13 protein-coding genes are annotated in these 15,293 nt (G+C 42.7%); 5 read left to right on the top strand and 8 right to left on the bottom strand.

Features of this window, described 5'->3' with window-relative positions:
- Positions 1 to 414: 414 nt before the first annotated feature.
- Both L4D78_RS15360 and L4D78_RS15355 read right to left on the bottom strand, forming a co-directional pair.
- Positions 415 to 1,173 (bottom strand): Nif3-like dinuclear metal center hexameric protein, encoded by a 759-nt coding sequence (locus L4D78_RS15360; RefSeq protein WP_428467733.1) that lies wholly within the window; start codon positions 1,171 to 1,173, stop codon positions 415 to 417.
- Positions 1,174 to 1,360: 187 nt separating this feature from the next.
- A complete protein-coding gene (locus L4D78_RS15355) occupies positions 1,361 to 1,567 on the bottom strand; it encodes a DUF2517 family protein (RefSeq protein ID WP_428467732.1) in 207 nt (68 codons plus the stop codon).
- 130 nt (positions 1,568 to 1,697) lie between these two features.
- Here L4D78_RS15355 and L4D78_RS15350 point away from each other — a divergent pair, with 130 nt between their 5' ends.
- A complete protein-coding gene (locus L4D78_RS15350; RefSeq protein WP_428467731.1) occupies positions 1,698 to 2,495 on the top strand; it encodes a DUF1853 family protein in 798 nt (265 codons plus the stop codon).
- An 85-nt stretch (positions 2,496 to 2,580) separates the two neighbouring features.
- Here L4D78_RS15350 and pgm read toward each other — a convergent pair whose 3' ends face one another.
- Positions 2,581 to 4,227: a phosphoglucomutase (alpha-D-glucose-1,6-bisphosphate-dependent) gene (gene pgm / locus L4D78_RS15345; protein WP_428467730.1), complete on the bottom strand. Its 1,647-nt coding sequence runs from the start codon at positions 4,225 to 4,227 to the stop codon at positions 2,581 to 2,583.
- Between the two features lie 38 nt (positions 4,228 to 4,265).
- Positions 4,266 to 4,814 carry a replication initiation negative regulator SeqA gene (seqA, locus tag L4D78_RS15340; protein WP_428467753.1) on the bottom strand — a complete coding sequence of 183 codons (549 nt, stop codon included), beginning with the start codon at positions 4,812 to 4,814 and terminating at the stop codon, positions 4,266 to 4,268.
- Positions 4,815 to 4,916: 102 nt separating this feature from the next.
- Here seqA and L4D78_RS15335 point away from each other — a divergent pair, with 102 nt between their 5' ends.
- The 3 genes from L4D78_RS15335 to fldA all read left to right on the top strand — a co-directional run bounded on the left by L4D78_RS15335 (position 4,917) and on the right by fldA (position 6,680).
- On the top strand, positions 4,917 to 5,684 hold the full coding sequence (locus L4D78_RS15335) for an alpha/beta fold hydrolase (protein ID WP_428467729.1): 768 nt from the start codon (positions 4,917 to 4,919) through the stop codon (positions 5,682 to 5,684).
- 78 nt (positions 5,685 to 5,762) lie between these two features.
- Positions 5,763 to 5,984 carry a DUF2788 domain-containing protein gene (locus L4D78_RS15330; RefSeq protein WP_428455830.1) on the top strand — a complete coding sequence of 74 codons (222 nt, stop codon included), beginning with the start codon at positions 5,763 to 5,765 and terminating at the stop codon, positions 5,982 to 5,984.
- A 168-nt stretch (positions 5,985 to 6,152) separates the two neighbouring features.
- The gene (gene fldA / locus L4D78_RS15325) at positions 6,153 to 6,680 is read left to right on the top strand and encodes a flavodoxin FldA (protein ID WP_428455908.1); all 528 of its coding nucleotides are present in this window, start codon (positions 6,153 to 6,155) and stop codon (positions 6,678 to 6,680) included.
- 73 nt (positions 6,681 to 6,753) lie between these two features.
- Here the strand turns inward: fldA and L4D78_RS15320 are convergent, their stop codons facing one another.
- On the bottom strand, positions 6,754 to 7,257 hold the full coding sequence (locus L4D78_RS15320) for a DUF4442 domain-containing protein (RefSeq protein ID WP_428467728.1): 504 nt from the start codon (positions 7,255 to 7,257) through the stop codon (positions 6,754 to 6,756).
- Between the two features lie 216 nt (positions 7,258 to 7,473).
- On the opposite strand from L4D78_RS15320, the gene fur reads away from it, so the two are divergent.
- A complete protein-coding gene (gene fur, locus L4D78_RS15315) occupies positions 7,474 to 7,920 on the top strand; it encodes a ferric iron uptake transcriptional regulator (protein ID WP_428455832.1) in 447 nt (148 codons plus the stop codon).
- A 121-nt stretch (positions 7,921 to 8,041) separates the two neighbouring features.
- Here fur and glnS read toward each other — a convergent pair whose 3' ends face one another.
- The 3 genes from glnS to nagE all read right to left on the bottom strand — a co-directional run bounded on the left by glnS (position 8,042) and on the right by nagE (position 15,149).
- A complete protein-coding gene (gene glnS, locus L4D78_RS15310) occupies positions 8,042 to 9,706 on the bottom strand; it encodes a glutamine--tRNA ligase (RefSeq protein WP_428455833.1) in 1,665 nt (554 codons plus the stop codon).
- A gap of 278 nt (positions 9,707 to 9,984) precedes the next feature.
- On the bottom strand, positions 9,985 to 12,639 hold the full coding sequence (locus tag L4D78_RS15305) for a beta-N-acetylhexosaminidase (RefSeq protein WP_428467727.1): 2,655 nt from the start codon (positions 12,637 to 12,639) through the stop codon (positions 9,985 to 9,987).
- Between the two features lie 1,040 nt (positions 12,640 to 13,679).
- Positions 13,680 to 15,149 (bottom strand): N-acetylglucosamine-specific PTS transporter subunit IIBC, encoded by a 1,470-nt coding sequence (gene nagE, locus L4D78_RS15300; RefSeq protein ID WP_428467726.1) that lies wholly within the window; start codon positions 15,147 to 15,149, stop codon positions 13,680 to 13,682.
- Positions 15,150 to 15,293 lie beyond the last annotated feature (144 nt).

The raw sequence follows: 15,293 nt of genomic DNA, 5'->3' as shown, positions 1-15,293 counted from the left end.
CACCAGTTAAATCTTTACTGGTAAAAAATATCAGCTGACATAGATCGAGTTAAATTAATGTCTCGTTATTAATGGCAAATCATTACCTGTAATTTTTTACATCCCTGAATAAATACTGAATAAACAATTCAAGGTATATCAAACGAGTTAATTTAAATTATCGGATTGATTCATGGTTGTAATTATATTTCGAACTCGAGACCGTAATTCAGGCCCATCTTTTGACGAAAGTCAAAAAACCGACCGAAAGCACATTAAAAACCTGTAAAAAAATGAAAGATTATATTAATTAGACCCAGATCTAACAGAATCAACACCTCCATATTTTCGATGTATGTAATTTTACAACACAAAATAAAAGGCTCGGCATTAGAAATGGCGAGCCTTTTATTATTCTATATAGCTGAATCAGACCTAAACAGGGTTATCAATATCGATAAAATTAATATCTAAATCATATTTTATTGCTAAATATTCACCTAACGCTTTAATGCCATAACGCTCTGTTGCATGGTGTCCAGCACTATAATAATGAATACCTAATTCTCGGGAAATATGAACTGTTCTTTCGGAAATCTCACCAGAAATAAAAGCATCCAGTCCTTTTTGTGCCGCCAATTCAATATAATCTTGACCGCCACCAGTACACCAACCCACCGTTTTAATTTCTTTCGGAGAATTATCACCAATATGTAACGGCTCTCGATGTAGTGTAATTGCAAGTCGCGCGGCTAGCTCATCACCAGTTAGTGGCTGATCTAGTTGACCATAAATAGCAACAGAGTTCGGGTTGCCGTCTTCCAGCCCACCAAGTACTTCAATACCTAATAATTTAGCCAACTGTGCGTTGTTACCAAGTTCAGGATGAACATCCAACGGTAAGTGATAGGCATATAAGTTAATACCATTTTCAATCAATGCTTTAATACGTCGAAACTTCATACCACGGATCTCAGCGGGTTCACCTTTCCAAAAAAAGCCGTGATGAACCAATATCGCGTCCGCTTTTTCTGCAATTGCATGGTCAATAAGTGCCTGACACGCTGTGACGCCTGTAATGATTTTTTTTACTTCTGCATTACCTTCAATCTGAAGGCCATTCGGGCAATAATCTTTAATTAAATGAGGACTTAGCAACTTGTTGAGTTCAGACTCAAGCTTAATATTATTCATACTTTTATTCCTTCTTTAGCCGCATGCTTAAGCAACCTCAAGATAGCGTATTTTTGAGTGTAATAATGACTCACCACACTCAATCTGTTTTCTATATTCTATCTCGAAAATCAGGCATTAAAAAAGCTGCATGTGTGCAGCTTTTTACGCATATACGTGGTATCCATGTGACTAAAGCACAATTAACCTAGTATAGTTCTTCTACAGCATGTTCACTTTCGATAAGCCAAACGGGCTTATCGCTGGTTTTCAGCCACGTTCGATGTAAGTAGCTATAGAGTTTTGAGCGAGTATACATGGAAGTAAAAATCATGACGGGAAAAGTACTCACGCCAACAACGACCACAAAGGTACGGCGTAGTAAAATGTACGATGTTGAATAATGTTTATACATATCGCCCTCTCCAATCGGCCAATAAGCTTACTTACTGTAAGGGTAATAATTAGAGTAAACACCCTAAGTTATAGCTCAACACTTAACAAGATAAGCCTTTCGTCAGCCTACACACGATAAAATGGTAACTATGTCTCTGAAATACAATACCGCGCCTATTGAAGAATTTATGAATAATAGCGCTCAAGCGATTTTGCAGCTCCCCCCGCTACTAGCTGGCCATGAATCAATTGCCGATCAAACTTGGTTCGATGCCTTTCGCATTCACGCGGTGCTTCCACCAGCACAAGAATATAGTGGTAACCATCGGCTTGGCTTCTTTTACCAATGGCTTTGGCAACAACTAATTACTCACCATCCGCACTACACGCTTATTGCTGAAGAGCTTCAGCTAACTCACAATAAACAAACCTTAGGGGCGATTGATTTTATCGTCAGAAATGAACTAACAGGGCAGCTTGAACACTGGGAGGTGGCAATTAAGTTTTATCTGGCTTTTGAGCAATCTTGGCCGGGCCCCAATGCTCGCGATAATCTTGATAAGAAAGCCGAACGAATGTTGTCACACCAACTTTTGATGTCACAGCATTCAGCTTATGAACACCAATTCTCTTCTCAATACGGTACGCCACAAGTGCGCCGCCTTATAATGCAAGGCCGATTGTTCTACCCTTACCAACAGGATTATTCAGGCTCATCCATCACTCTGAACTCCAATGCTGCTACAGGCCTTTGGTGCTATTGTTCACAAGCGTACAAGTTCAACTTGCGAGGCATATCAAAGCCACAGTGGATAGCCCCTCCAACCTTTGATCAACTTGAACATCACGACCAGCTAGTAAGCGTCAGCCATCCAACAATGGCTGTCGCGCCCGATAATCAAATCTGGTTTGTGATGCCAGAGTGCTGGCCTAATACTGGCGAATAACCCAGAAAGCGTAAGCATAAAACTGCAGACATAAAAAAACGCCCGACATGCGGGCGTTTTTAATCGTAAAAAAAAGCCAACCAGCTTAGATGCCTGCGTCAGCAAATACCTTACTCACAATTTCCTGTGCTTCTTTTTCGATAAGTGCTAGGTGCTCTTTACCTTTAAAGCTTTCACAGTAAATTTTATAAATATCTTCAGTACCTGATGGGCGAGCTGCAAACCAACCGTTTTCAGTGGTTACTTTCAGGCCACCAATTGCCGCACCGTTACCCGACGCATGAGTCAGGCGTGCAGTAATTGTTTCACCAGCTAGCGTTTCAGCGGCAACCATTTCTGGAGACAACTTGCTAAGTACTGCTTTTTGCTCACCATTCGCTACAGCTTGAATACGGTTATACTCTGATGCGCCATGCTTAGCCGCCAGCTCATCATAGTATTGTTGTGGGTTCTTACCCGTAACAGCCGTAATTTCAGCGGCTAACAGACATAAAAGGATACCGTCTTTATCTGTTGACCATGGTGTACCATTCAATCGTAAGAAAGATGCACCAGCACTTTCTTCACCACCGAAGCCTAGCTCACCGCTGTATAGACCATCAACAAACCATTTGAAGCCAACAGGCACTTCGCAAAGCTCTCGGCCTAGATCAGCAACAACACGGTCGATCAACGCACTTGAAACCAATGTCTTACCAACGGCAACATCCTGACCCCAGTCTGGACGGTGGCGATATAGGTAATCAATACAAACCGCTAAGAAGTGGTTAGGGTTCATTAGTCCAGCCGGCGTCACGATACCATGGCGGTCATAATCAGGGTCGTTACCGAACGCTAAGTCATACTTGTCTTTGTGTGCAAGCAAACCTGCCATCGCATAAGGTGATGAGCAGTCCATACGAATTGCACCATCTTTATCTAATGACATAAAGCGGAAAGATGGGTCGATTGACTCATTCACCAACGTCAGATCAAGATTGTAATATTGACCAATTTGGCGCCAGTATTCGATACCAGAACCACCCAGTGGATCAACACCGATTTTCAGGTTTGCTTTCTGAATCGCAGCCATGTCGACAACGTTAACAAGATCATCAACGTACGGGGCAACCAAATCATGCTCTTCAACAAAGTCGCTAGCAAACGCATCTTCAATTGAAACACGCTTAACATCAACTAAACCAGCAGCAATAATTTCGTTGGCACGGGTTTCGATAGCTGTTGTTAAAGCACCTTCAGCAGGGCCGCCATGGACAGGGTTATATTTAATGCCGCCATCTTGAGGTGGGTTATGTGAAGGCGTGATAACGATACCGTCTGCTTTCGCATCATTAGCTTCGTTATGGCAAAGGATCGCGTGAGAGATACCCGGTGTTGGCGTATAACCACGATCTTTTTGGATAACAACCTGAACACCATTTGCAACCAGTACTTCTAGTGTTGAGGTAAAAGCTGGCTCAGATAATGCGTGGGTATCTTTACCCAAAAATAGAGGACCAGTTACCCCATTAGCAGTGCGCACTTCTGCAACCGCTTGAGCAATTGCCCAAATATGGTGCTGATTGAAGGTTCCTTTATCGGCAGTACCGCGATGACCAGATGTGCCAAATGCCACTTTCTGCTGCGGGTTTTGAGCACTTGGCTCAATCAGGAAATAATTCGCTACCAACGCAGGAATATTGTGCATATCTTCTTGCTGAGCTTGCTGCCCAGCGCGAGGATGAATCGCCATTAAACTTATCCTTGTAAGACAAATAGGCATAATGCCTGTTAAATTACACCGCAAACTTTTTCAACGATATCTGCACCGAAGTTCATTTTACCCATCAGTTGCTCAACCATCTGACGCTTGCGATCAGTATTAGTATTTGTGATCACCCAGAATGGCGTTTCTGGGATCGATTTTGGCTTGGTCGTTTTGCCGCTTGCTAATAGTGTTTCCTCACTTTCAGCAAAATAGACACGAGTACGGCCTTTAATGGCAGCAGCTTCGGCAAAACCCTGCGGATCGATATGATAAAGCGAGGATAAAACCAGCATAAATCGACCAATCGCTTTTTCCTGAGCAGCAAACTCATCAGAGATCAGCAAACTGCGCATTTCTTTAACGCGATCAGTCTGGGGTACATTACCAGCATCTTTGCTAACCACGATCCCCTTAGGACGAACAGGCATAACGGCCTCTGGCTGCATAGCAATCGCGTCTTGATCTGGCATCATAAGCAATCGGCGTAAGATATCAGATGCGCTCTCGCCAATATGTTGCGTTTGGCTAGCGATGTAACGATATAGCTCGTCGTCTACCTCAATAGTCTTCATCGTAGTGTTCATTATCGTTCCGTTTAAAAATCACCGTGAGATTATAACGTGATCCGAGGTTATACTCTACGGTAAAGCGTTAACAACAAGAGAAAATAGTCTGTGAATCTTCATTACCAAGTGAATGGCGAAGGAAGCGCGATCATCTTGATCCATGGTTTGTTTGGCAGTGCCGACAATTTAGGCCTGCTCGCCAGATCGTTGAAAGATAAATATAAAGTGATCAGTGTTGATCTACGTAACCATGGCCGTTCACCACATAGCCCGCATTTTACCTACCGTGAAATGGCCGCAGATGTATTGAGTGTGATTGATGAACTCAACATCGAGCAATTTTCAGTTATTGGTCATTCTATGGGCGGGAAAGTCGCTATGGCACTGACAGAAGTGGCTGGCGATCGATTAGAGCAACTTCTTGTCCTCGATATGGCCCCTATCCATTACCATGTTCATCGTCATCAAAATGTTTTCGCGGGATTACGCGAAGTGGCTAAGCACACTGTAAGTAAGCGCAGCGAAGCTGAAAACTATCTTGCAATGCATGTCGTCGAACCCGGCGTACGCCAATTTCTGCTTAAATCATTCGCCAAGCAAGACAACGGAGACTATGGCTGGCGTTTTAATGTCGAAGGGCTTATCGCTAACTACGAAACGATTATGGGTTGGCAAGACGTGCCGGCTTACCATGGCAAAACATTATTCATTAAAGGGCAGAATTCTGATTACATCTTGCCTGAGCACCGAGAAGCGATAAACCGTCAATTTCCGAGTGCAAAAGCACATATGGTCGCGAATACTGGACACTGGCTGCATGCAGAAAAACCAGAGACCGTAAATCGTATCATTTTGAACTTCTTACAAGCTGCTTAGCCGTTAACAGGTGGCTACTGTCTGTGGTATAGTTCGCGCCAAGCTCAACATTAGCAATGATCAGGTAAGGAGACATTAATGTTGTATGAGCATATGGACTTGCTTGAATCCATTGGCTTGGACTTACTATTTGCTGCCATTTTTTTCTTTATTGGTATGGCCATTAAAGATGTGCTGAAGCAAGGTAATGTGCCACCCTTTGGGCGCAAAATTGTCTGGTTAGTCCTATTTTTAGGCTGTACTGGCTTCATTACTAAAGGCCTTATCCAGCTTAGCTGGGAAGGGGCTGGCATCGGTTAACGTTGAGATAATAAATTTAACCAATGATGGGTTTTGATCATTAAATCGCATAGACTCGTAGATCGAAATAGTTATCATTGGCTATCAGGGCATAGCGCCTAGCAACGAATAATGTACCTCGTTAGCAGTCAGGCTAACGGTCAACAATTAATACGGGTAATTTCTACTATGGCGAGTGTAGGACTCTTCTTTGGTAGCGACACTGGTAATACAGAAGCAGTCGCTAAAATGATCCAGAAGCAACTAGGTAAAAACTTAGTTGAAGTTAAAGATATCGCGAAAAGCAGCAAAGAAGATATCGACAATTTTGATCTTCTACTACTGGGTATCCCAACATGGTACTACGGTGAAGCACAGTGTGATTGGGATGACTTCTTCCCTGAGTTAGAGAACATCGATTTCTCTACCAAGCTAGTTGCTATCTTCGGCTGTGGCGATCAGGAAGACTACGCTGAGTACTTCTGTGATGCGATGGGTACAGTACGTGACATCATTGAAGGCCGTGGTGCAACCATTGTTGGCCACTTCCCAACAGAAGGCTTTGAATTTGAAGCATCTAAAGCACTAGTTGATGAAAATAATTTCATCGGCCTATGTGTTGATGAAGATCGTCAGCCTGAATTGACCGAAGAACGCGTTACCCAGTGGGTTAAGCAAATTTTTGATGAAATGTGCCTAGCTGAACTAGCAGATTAATTTCACCGAATAACCAAAAACGCCAGAGCTCTGCTCTGGCGTTTTTTTATCTGCAATCTACCTAACACTATGACTATGATGTTAATTCCTCTTGTTTGAGATTATCAGCTTCCGCTCGGTACCCTGGTTTCTTCCTGACATAAAGCGTACGCTTCACTTCAGATACAATCTCACCATCTGCATTTTTTACTTGTACACAAAACTCAGGGAAGTACTTCTCACCTGCCGCTGTAGCCTGAATGATCTCATTTAAGCAGCTATCACTGATTATAAAATCTGCATACAAGTCACTATTACCCGGCTTTATAAAACTGATTTCAGCATGCTTATCCCAGACATAATACTGCCTGCCTAATAACCCAATCAGCATTAAGGCATAAACAGGGTCAGTGAGTGAAAAAATACTGCCGCCATATTGGGTTCGATTAGCATTTTTATTCCACCATCTTAACTTAAGCTTAATCCGTACTCTTTTAAAGTCATTAGAAATACGAATGATACTGATTCCTGATCCCCAAAAGGGAGGCCATAAATTCAGAGCCAGCCTGACGATGGCTGGTTTATAGAAACGATACATAGCGTCTAACCTTCAAACTGGTACGATGAGATTAATATTACTCCCCTAAAATCGAAATGTACATTTTGACAACAAACTAACAACAAAAAGAAAAGTTAGATATCAGCAAGATTGACCCGCTTTGAGGTTTATTGTTACCTTGTGGTCACTTATAATAAGTAAAGAAGAGAAAGACTACCGCATCATGTTGATGTGGATAGCCAATAGGAAACTCGAATGTCAGATAATAATCATGCACTCAAGCAAGCAGGCCTTAAGGTTACACTTCCACGTCTGAAAATTTTGGAAGTATTACAGCAACCTGACTGCCAACATATCAGTGCTGAAGACTTGTATAAAAAATTAATCGATATTGGTGAAGAAATTGGTCTGGCAACGGTTTACCGAGTTTTAAACCAATTTGATGATGCTGGCATTGTGACTCGTCATCACTTCGAAGGTGGTAAATCTGTTTTCGAACTGGCTACGCAACATCACCATGATCACTTAGTGTGTTTGGATTGCGGCAAAGTAATTGAATTTTCTGATGATGTTATCGAAGAACGTCAAAAAGAAATTGCTTCAAGCTTTAATGTTCGCCTGACAAACCACAGCTTATACCTCTACGGTCACTGTATTGAAGGTAACTGTTCAGAAGACGAAACCCTTCATAACCCACGATAATTAGTTCGCTATTATAAAAATATAAAAGCTAAGCGCTCAACACTTAGCCACTTAAGAATGATTATCCAGATATAGAAAAACCAGCCACATGGCTGGTTTTTTATTCGCAAAAATCCGCAAATTAATCGCCGATTTTAGCCCATGTATCACGAAGACCAACAGTACGGTTGAATACCAGTTTCTCAGCAGAAGAATCTTTGCTGTCGGTACAGAAGTAACCTGTACGCTCAAACTGGAGTGCCTTCTCAGCTTCAGCAGAAACCAAAGATGGCTCAACAAAGCCGTTCATCACTGTCAGTGACTCAGGGTTAATCACGGATACAAAGTCATCCGCAGCCCCTGGGTTCGGAATCGTAAACAAGCGGTCATACAAACGAATTTCAGCAGGAAGACCTTGCGTTGCTGAAACCCAATGAATAACGCCTTTTACTTTACGGCCATCAGCCGGATTTTGACCCAACGTTTCGTTATCGTAAGTACAGAAGATAGTTGTAATGTTACCTTCTTCGTCTTTTTCGATACGCTCAGCTTTAATGACATAAGCACCACGTAAACGTACTTCTTTACCCAGAACCAAACGCTTATATTTCTTGTTTGCTTCTTCACGGAAATCTTCACGCTCGATGTAGACTTCACGAGTAAACGGTACAGTACGGCTGCCCATTTCTGGCTTGTTCGGATGATTAGCGACTTCAAGCATTTCCGCTTCACCATCAAAGTTTTCAATAACAACTTTGATCGGATCAAGAACAGCCATCGCACGTGGTGCGTTTTCGTTCAAATCATCACGGATGCATGACTCTAGAGAGCTCATTTCAATGGTGTTGTCTTGCTTAGTCACACCAATGCGCTTACAGAATTCACGAATAGACGCCGAGGTGAAACCACGACGACGCAGACCAGAAATCGTCGGCATACGTGGATCATCCCACCCTGATACCAAATTGTCAGTAACAAGCTGGTTAAGCTTACGTTTTGACATTACAGTATATTCAAGGTTTAAACGGCTGAACTCATACTGACGTGGCTGACAATCAATCGTAATATTGTCCAGTACCCAATCATACAGACGGCGGTTGTCCATAAATTCCAATGTACAGATAGAGTGTGTAATACCCTCTAGCGCATCAGAAATACAATGGGTGAAATCGTACATCGGGTAGATGCACCATTTGTCACCAGTCTGGTGGTGAGTCGCAAAACGTACACGGTAAATAACCGGATCACGCAAAACCATAAATGGTGATGCCATGTCGATTTTTGCGCGTAGGCTCATTTTGCCTTCTTCGATTTCGCCATTCTTCATTTTGTCGAACAGCTCAAGGTTTTCTTCTACGCTGCGATCGCGATATGGGCTGTGCTTACCAGCTTCGGTAAGTGTGCCACGGTACTCACGCATTTGCTCTGGACTTAGCTCATCAACATACGCTAAGCCTTTATTAATTAATTCAATAGCAAACCCGTGTAGCTTATCGAAGTAGTTCGATGAATAACAAATCTCATCGCTCCACTCAAAGCCTAACCAGTTAACATCGTTCTTAATAGACTCAACGTATTCGATGTCTTCTTTCTCAGGGTTTGTATCATCAAAACGCAGATTACATTGACCCTGATAGTCCTGAGCAATACCGAAGTTCAAACAAATAGATTTCGCATGGCCGATATGCAGGTAGCCATTCGGCTCCGGCGGGAATCGGGTATGTACGCTTGTATGTTTGCCACTCGCTAAATCCGCATCAATAATTTGGCGGATAAAGTTTGTTGGACGAGCTTCAGATTCACTCATCAATTACACCTCGTGTGCTTACAGGATTTTTGAACCCCCTATGATCCATAATTATGGGGGCCGACTCAACAAATAGTATGCATTGTTTGTCGATATGTATAAAAAAAACCCGCAATAAGCGGGGAATTAAAATAGTGAGCCAAAATATAAGGCCCAATAGCAACATTCCACATAGAAACCCATCATAAAAATAGAATTTCTAAAGCTAAGATGGGCAGTGTAGATGACATAAAAAAGGCTCCCTAACAATCTAGAGAGCCGATTAAATGGCCGTGCAGTTACTTAACGGTGGTCACTCGACTCGAACGCTCACCTGTCGCAGATACAGAACGAATCTCGACGTTTCCATTTACACTCGGTTTTTGTTCATCAAAATATGTTATCCAGTTTTCACCGCCATCAACGGAGTATTGAAGCTCAACACCAGGGAACTGAACATTCATTGCCAGCTTGCCACCCTCAATTTTCGCGCCTGGAACGGGTAAACGGTAATCAATGCCTGATTTCTCTAATTTAGCGAGTTCACGCTGACCGAGTACATTGGCAAATCGGTTCCAATCTTGAGTCAGCAACTCATCATTAACCAAGTTAGTCTGCTGCGAATATTCCACACCTGCCTTGTAGTCGTTTTCCCAATTCGCTCGGTGCCAAGCTCGCTCTGCCGCTGCTAATACGCGTGGGAACACCATGTATTCATATTGCTCGTCGGTGCGAACGGTTTCAGACCATAACTGAGCGGACAAACCATAGAATGGCTGTGCTTCGATTTCACCTTCAGCAGTAAAACCATTGCCATCGCGATCTACAGACGTTTCCGCGTTTTGTGGCATATTTTCAGGCGCAAAGGTAAACATCTTACGCGTATCCGTTGCGCGAGTTGCCCAGTAGTAACCACGCTCTTTGGCGTCCACTTCATAAGGGAAGTCCATGTACATATAATCTGGGTTAGAAACAATCACGTCATAACCGTTCGCTGCCCACTCATACACAGTGGCACTTCCACCCCAGTACAGAACATCCCAGAAGTTAACGCGGGTGTTTTCAGTCGCAAAAGCCTGTGCGCCTTCGCTATACTTTAGGCCATCTTCCCATGCTTGGAAGTTCGGGATCCCTTTATCTGCAACAATCTTCGAGACTTCTTCTGCCATATAGCTTGGTAAGTGCGCGAAATCGCTAACGGTACCATCAGCAATTAATGCCTGACACTGCGGAGATTGAGCAAATGGTATGTCCTGAGCCGATAGATCTATCGTCCCTTTCCAATTTACTTTTTCTTCTGCATTGATATCTTGAAAGCCAGCACCCAATTTAATATTTTTTGCTTCATCGCCACCAAAGTGCCAAGTTGTTAATGGCGCACCCGCTTCTTGGTGCATTGCCGCTACTTCAGAAATTACTTTGTCAATAAAGTGAGTGGAAGAGTCAAGACACGGATTGATAAAGCTCTGCTTATCGTAGAACTGAACAGTTGTGACATTTGACGTATCTTCCGCATCCATCAAGCGATATTCGTTAGCTTCTGCTTCTTTACCTTCCGCCATAAGACGATCGTAGCGAGCTTCCATTGAAACTACCGCAGCACGGGCGTGTGCTGGCATATCGATTTCTGGGATCACTTCAATTTCACGTGCTTTCGCATATTTCAGGATCTCGACATAATCCGTTTTGCTAAAGTAGCCAGAACCGAAGTTGTCCGTCGTTGGACCTGAACCTAACTGAGGCAATAAACAGCTCTTCTCTTCCAAGTCAAAACAGCGATTTGAGCCAATGTCAGTGAGTTCTGGCAGGCCAGGAATTTCAAGACGCCAACCTTCATCATCAGTCAGGTGAAGGTGCAGTTTGTTCATCTTGTACGCTGCCATTTGATCTAGCGTTGCAAGAATCGCCTCTTTAGAGTGGAAGTTACGGGCAACATCAACCATGATACCGCGGTATTCAAAACGCGGCACATCGTTAATAACGACCTCTGGTAGAGACTGAGCATTCTGGCTATCAATCAAACCAAAAATCGATTGTACAGCGTAGAAAGCACCAGCATTATCGAAGGCTTTAATGGTAATGCCGCTTGACTGAATATTTAGCTCATAAGCACCAGACTTCGCAAAATCCCCAGTAAAATCAGCTGAAGTAATATCAATACTGACAGGCAGATCACCACGTACATCTACATTCACGATACCAGCTCGATCTTCGATAGCCGTGAATTGCGCCGCATCAAACACGCCTTTTGGTAAGTTCAGACCACCAGCGATACTCACTGTCCCTTCGCCGGCTTCAACTGACATTGGCGTTGGTAACAATGTCGTTGTTACATCTTGTGTTTCAATGTCTGCATTTTTTTCAAAACGAGTAATCGCAGTTGCCATTACATTATTGTCTTCTGGCGTACGCTTTAAATTATTGCCTTCCAGGCCTGTTACAAATGATCCGATATCTTCTGTATTAAGAGATGCAATCATTTTCGGCTTCGCATTTGGTGCAGCAACAAACGCTCCTGGCATAAAGTCTGTTTCAAATAGCTGCCAGAATTCACTAATCAGTGGCAGTACCACTTCTTCACCTGCCGCAAAACCATCAAACTTGTCCGTTGGTTCTAGCTTATGTAGGTCACCTGTTATGCGGGTGATCTTAAACTCGTCACTATCAATATCTAGAATCAAGCGGATACTGTGGAAATAGATAGCCCAATCGCTAGACTCAATGGCTTCACCTTGGTTGACAAGCGTCATGTTCACTTTATTACATGATGCAAACTCAGCGCCTAGTTCTTGACAGCCAAGGCCTTCGTTTGCCCCATGATTCGTTAATACCGCATATTGAATATCAAGGTTGTTTGCTAGCGAATTTACCACTTGTTGTTCCGAAGACGGTGTGATCGAACACCCTGCTAACCCGGCCAATACAGATACAGCAATTAAGTTTCTTTTTAACATCTCTACATACCCATCAAATCATATTATTAACTGAAACAAGAAAGGGCTCGTTTCTTAATACAGACAAATATATTGAGTTATTTATCAGCGTCAATTTAGTCGCTAGCAAAAGTGATCCACTTCAAATCTAAAAACCACAAAACAACAAAAAATCATTTAAATCATAATGATACGAAAACGTCATTTTCGTTGAATTTTAAATTGACGTTTTTTTTGTGATTGAGTGCACAAAAACATGGAGCCATTGTTCACTCCTCACTCTAATAATTATGCTGATTTTTATTTTGATGCTTTTTTTATAAATCAGGCAAAAGCAACGTGAACAAGATCACATAAAGTAACGTCAAAGTAGCTCGGTAAATTGGTTTTGACGGAGTTCAAACCCGATGAAAAAGCGTTAGAGTGAACCACTTTATTGCTTTTAGGCTCTTTATTTGCGAGTAAAAAAAGGGAATAGCGTTAATTACAACCGGCTCACCGTTCAATATATCAATAATTTTCAGTCGGTTAACCTAAACAACAACAAAAGTGCTCCTGTAAAGCCTTGCTCAAACAGGAATTGCCCTCGGCAACATTGCCTTTGAAATGACAGCGTAGCTTGAGGTCGCCACAGGAAAAGTAATTGGCATTAAGGTGATGTACGACACGAACAACCTATAAGGTGTTTAGCTTTAACCTCGGGGGTCACGCAGAAGAGTGTCACCGACAAATGGATGAGTCCCGTATGGCAATGACGGCACCGATAAGAAGAAGCGCAGCGATAGTGTAAGAGATGAGAAGACCGATAGGTTGCTAGGTGAGTAACATAATAAAGAGACTAAATGCCCAGGTCTATATTATCGTTATTCAAAGTTATACCAATCTGGATAAGTAATTGATCTAAGTATTACGCGGGAAAAATTGTGGTTATCAAGGCAAGTAATGCGAAGGTATTTCAGAGGATGGTTGAGCCTGTGTTGCTACTAAAAAAACGGCCTCCAGTGATGGAGGCCGATAATTCGAGTTAATTACTACAGGCGTAATTACGTCATATTATGATATTACTTCGTAGCTGAAGGCATTTTTTTCATTTCGCCAGCAACGATTTCAGCCAGTGGGCCAAGAATAACCTGTAGGTTGTTTGAACCTAGTTTAACCACACCCATAGCGCCAAGAGCTTTTAGTTGCTTCTCGTCAGCTAGGCTGCTGTCTTTCAGTGTCAAACGTAAGCGAGTGATACATGCATCAATGTTCTCTAGGTTTTCGTGGCCACCAAGAGCTTTAACATATTGCTGAGCTAGCTCGCCAGTTTCTTTAGAACCTTGAACTGCACCTTCTTCTACATCATCGTCTTCACGGCCTGGTGTTTTCAGGTTGAACTTAACGATTACAGCACGGAAGATGAAGTAGTAAAGCGCGAAGAATACGAAGCCCTGAACGATTAGCATATACCAGTTAACAGCTAGTGGGTTACGTGTAGATAGAACCATATCTACAAGACCTGCTGAGAAACCGAAGCCTGCAATCCACTGCATTGATGCTGCGATGTATACAGAGATACCCGCTAGCACTGCGTGAACAACGTATAGGCCAGGTGCTAGGAACATGAATGCAAATTCTAGCGGCTCTGTAACACCGGTGAAGAATGATGCGAAACCAGCAGCAATCATGATTGATGCAACTTTTTCTTTATTCTTCGCTTTAGCCGTGTGGTACATCGCAAGAGCAGCACCTGGTAAACCAAACATCATGATTGGGAAGAAACCAGCTTGGTACATACCTGTAACACCGACAGTTGCAGTACCTTCAGCGATTGATTTCGCGCCACCAAGGAAGTTAGGGATATCGTTAATACCTGCTACGTCAAACCAGAATACTGAGTTTAGAGCGTGGTGAAGACCAACAGGGATTAGTAGACGGTTAAAGAATGCATAAAGACCAGCACCTACTTCACCCATACCTTGAATACTTTCACCGAAGTTTACTAGACCGCCGTATACAGCAGGCCAGATGTACATAAGGATGAAGGCAATCAAAATACCAGCAAAAGACGTTAGGATAGGTACTAGACGCTTACCAGAGAAGAACGCCAATGCTTTGTGCAGTTCAACTGTTGAGAAACGGTTATAGATTTCAGCTGAAACAATACCCACAAGGATACCAACAAACTGGTTGCTGATTTTACCAAATGCAGCAGGTACTGCGCTTGGGTCGATACCTTGGATTTGTGCAACTGATCCAGGAGAAAGTAATGTGGTAACAACTAAGAAGCCAACAAAACCAGCAAGTGCTGCTGCACCATCTTTATCTTTAGACATACCGTAAGCAACACCAATTGCAAACAGTACAGACATATTATCAATAATTGCGGCACCAGCTTTAATCAAAAAAGCTGCAAGTGCACTGTTTGCACCCCAACCGTTTGGATCAATCCAGTAACCAATACCCATTAAAATTGCTGCGGCTGGCAGAGTGGCGACTGGCACCATCAATGCTTTACCTACTTTTTGAAAATATCCAAGAATATTCACCCTTAGTTCCCCCTATGGTTGTCTTAGATGTAAAACTGATAACTTATTTTGGTTATCCGATTAAGTTACCTGCAGTTTAAGAAATTAATTTCGCCCCGCAAATTAAAACGTCATCATTTGTGATCTTTGTCACCTGTATAACCA

Source organism: Photobacterium minamisatsumaniensis (genome assembly GCF_050336695.1).
Taxonomy (GTDB): Bacteria; Pseudomonadota; Gammaproteobacteria; order Enterobacterales; family Vibrionaceae; genus Photobacterium; species Photobacterium minamisatsumaniensis.
The sequence above is the reverse complement of the archived record's forward strand: the minus strand, read 5'-3'. Positions and strand labels throughout refer to the sequence as shown.

What these genes read in the sequence shown, in the direction of transcription:
- L4D78_RS15350 (WP_428467731.1), top strand. Translation starts at nt 1,698, where the DNA reads ATGTCTCTGAAATACAATACCGCGCCTATTGAAGAATTTATGAATAAT.
- glnS (WP_428455833.1), bottom strand. Translation starts at nt 9,706, where the DNA reads ATGAGTGAATCTGAAGCTCGTCCAACAAACTTTATCCGCCAAATTATT.
- L4D78_RS15355 (WP_428467732.1), bottom strand. Translation starts at nt 1,567, where the DNA reads ATGTATAAACATTATTCAACATCGTACATTTTACTACGCCGTACCTTT.
- pgm (WP_428467730.1), bottom strand. Translation starts at nt 4,227, where the DNA reads ATGGCGATTCATCCTCGCGCTGGGCAGCAAGCTCAGCAAGAAGATATG.
- fur (WP_428455832.1), top strand. Translation starts at nt 7,474, where the DNA reads ATGTCAGATAATAATCATGCACTCAAGCAAGCAGGCCTTAAGGTTACA.
- L4D78_RS15360 (WP_428467733.1), bottom strand. Translation starts at nt 1,173, where the DNA reads ATGAATAATATTAAGCTTGAGTCTGAACTCAACAAGTTGCTAAGTCCT.
- L4D78_RS15330 (WP_428455830.1), top strand. Translation starts at nt 5,763, where the DNA reads ATGTTGTATGAGCATATGGACTTGCTTGAATCCATTGGCTTGGACTTA.
- L4D78_RS15305 (WP_428467727.1), bottom strand. Translation starts at nt 12,639, where the DNA reads ATGTTAAAAAGAAACTTAATTGCTGTATCTGTATTGGCCGGGTTAGCA.
- fldA (WP_428455908.1), top strand. Translation starts at nt 6,153, where the DNA reads ATGGCGAGTGTAGGACTCTTCTTTGGTAGCGACACTGGTAATACAGAA.
- L4D78_RS15320 (WP_428467728.1), bottom strand. Translation starts at nt 7,257, where the DNA reads ATGTATCGTTTCTATAAACCAGCCATCGTCAGGCTGGCTCTGAATTTA.
- seqA (WP_428467753.1), bottom strand. Translation starts at nt 4,814, where the DNA reads ATGAAGACTATTGAGGTAGACGACGAGCTATATCGTTACATCGCTAGC.